1 protein-coding gene and 1 pseudogene are annotated in these 2,268 nt (G+C 67.3%); both read left to right on the top strand.

All coding sequences use genetic code 11. The features are described from left to right. Positions 1 to 144, top strand: a pseudogene (locus AC07CM_RS50715) (4-hydroxy-tetrahydrodipicolinate synthase); the annotation flags it as partial. Positions 145 to 300: 156 nt separating this feature from the next. After that, entirely contained in the window at positions 301 to 1,986 is a 1,686-nt protein-coding gene (locus AC07CM_RS50710) for a ribonuclease J (protein WP_478883330.1), read from the top strand. The last annotated feature ends 282 nt before the right edge of the window (positions 1,987 to 2,268 follow it).

The following is a 2,268-nucleotide window of genomic DNA, read 5'->3' as shown; positions in this document are numbered from 1 at the left end:
ACCCAGGGCGTCATGACCACCAAGGCCGCGCTCGCCCTCCAGGGCCTGCCCGCCGGCCCCCTGCGCGCCCCCATGGTCGAGTGCTCGCCCGAGGAGATCGCACAGCTCAAGATCGATCTTGCCGCCGGCGGGGTACAACTCTGAACAACAGACTTAGCACCACCCGGGCTTCACAACTGAACAACAACCGCATACGCAGGCCACTGGTGCCCGCACCCCACAACGACAACTGCTTCTGCACGAACGTCATGTGCGCCACGTGCCCGACCGGTACGTGGCGCGCGTGGTGAGGAGAGTCTTTTGAGTCATCCGCATCCTGAACTCGGCCCGCCCGCGCCGCTCCCCGAAGGTGGCCTGCGCGTCACCCCGCTCGGCGGTCTCGGTGAGATCGGCCGAAACATGACGGTCTTCGAGTACGGCGGCCGCCTGCTGATCGTCGACTGCGGAGTGCTCTTCCCCGAGGAGGAGCAGCCCGGAATCGACCTGATCCTGCCGGACTTCACGTCCATCCGGGACCGCCTCGACGACATCGAGGGCATCGTCCTCACGCACGGTCACGAGGACCACATCGGCGGCGTACCCTTCCTGCTCCGCGAGAAGCCGGACATCCCGCTGATCGGCTCCAAGCTGACCCTGGCCCTCATCGAGGCCAAGCTCCAGGAGCACCGGATCCGCCCGTACACCCTGGAGGTGGCGGAGGGGAACCGCGAGCGCATCGGACCCTTCGACTGCGAGTTCATCGCGGTCAACCACTCCATCCCGGACGCCCTGGCGGTCGCCATCCGCACCCCCGCCGGCATGGCGGTGCACACCGGCGACTTCAAGATGGACCAGCTCCCGCTGGACAGCCGCCTCACCGACCTGCACGCGTTCGCGCGGCTGAGCGAGGAGGGCATCGACCTCCTCCTCACCGACTCCACGAACGCCGAGGTCCCGGGCTTCACCCCGCACGAGCGGGACATCTCCAACGTCCTGCGCCAGGTCTTCGCCGGCGCCCGCAAGCGGATCATCGTGGCGAGCTTCGCCAGCCACGTCCACCGCATCCAGCAGATTCTGGACGCGGCGCACGAGTACGGCCGCCGGGTCGCGTTCGTCGGCCGCTCCATGGTCCGCAACATGGGCATCGCCCGTGACCTCGGCTATCTGAAGGTCCCGCCGGGTCTGGTGGTCGACGTCAAGACACTGGACGACCTGCCGGACCACGAGGTGGTCCTGATCTGCACGGGGTCCCAGGGCGAGCCGATGGCGGCCCTGTCCCGCATGGCCAACCGCGACCACCAGATCCGCATCGTCGACGGCGACACGGTCATCCTGGCCTCGTCCCTCATCCCCGGAAACGAGAACGCGGTCTACCGCGTGATCAACGGCCTGACCCGCTGGGGCGCCAACGTCGTCCACAAGGGCAACGCCAAGGTGCACGTTTCCGGACACGCCTCCGCGGGCGAGCTGCTGTACTTCTACAACATCTGCCGCCCGAGGAACCTGATGCCGGTCCACGGCGAATGGCGTCACCTGCGCGCCAACGCCGAGCTGGGCGCCATGACGGGTGTCCCGCACGACCGGATCGTCATCGCCGAGGACGGCGTGGTGGTCGACCTGGTCGAGGGCAAGGCCAAGATCTCGGGCAAGGTCCAGGCCGGTTACGTCTACGTTGACGGCCTCTCCGTCGGTGACGTCGGCGAGCCGGCGCTGAAGGACCGCAAGATCCTCGGCGACGAGGGCATCATCTCGGTCTTCGTGGTCGTGGACTCCTCCACCGGCAAGATCACCGGTGGCCCGCACGTCCAGGCCCGCGGCTCCGGCATCGACGACTCGGCCTTCACCGACGTCATCCCGAAGATCACCGAGGTCCTGGAGCGGTCCGCCCAGGACGGCGTCGTGGAGCCGCACCAGCTCCAGCAGCTCATCCGCCGCACCCTCGGCAAGTGGGTCTCGGACAACTACCGCCGCAGGCCGATGATCCTCCCGGTCGTGGTCGAGGTCTGACGCCCCGTCCGCGCTCGAACTCGGAGCGGGCCACCTCGATTTGCATCGGGGCGGCCCGCTCCAGTACGTTTACGGCTCCGCCCGATCGGGAACCCCAACACCTCAGGTGCTGGACGACGGTCCCCCGGACCGGGTGGGAAATCCGGCTCAGAACTTCTGATAAAGTCGGAACCGCCGGAAAGGAAACCGCGAGAGCGGAAACCTGGAAAGCACCGAGGAAATCGGGTCGAGAAAAGATCTGATAGAGTCGGAAACGCAAGACCGAAGGGAAGCGCCCGGAGG

This window comes from Streptomyces sp. NPDC044061 (assembly GCF_056434305.1).
The sequence above is the reverse complement of the archived record's forward strand: the minus strand, read 5'-3'. Positions and strand labels throughout refer to the sequence as shown.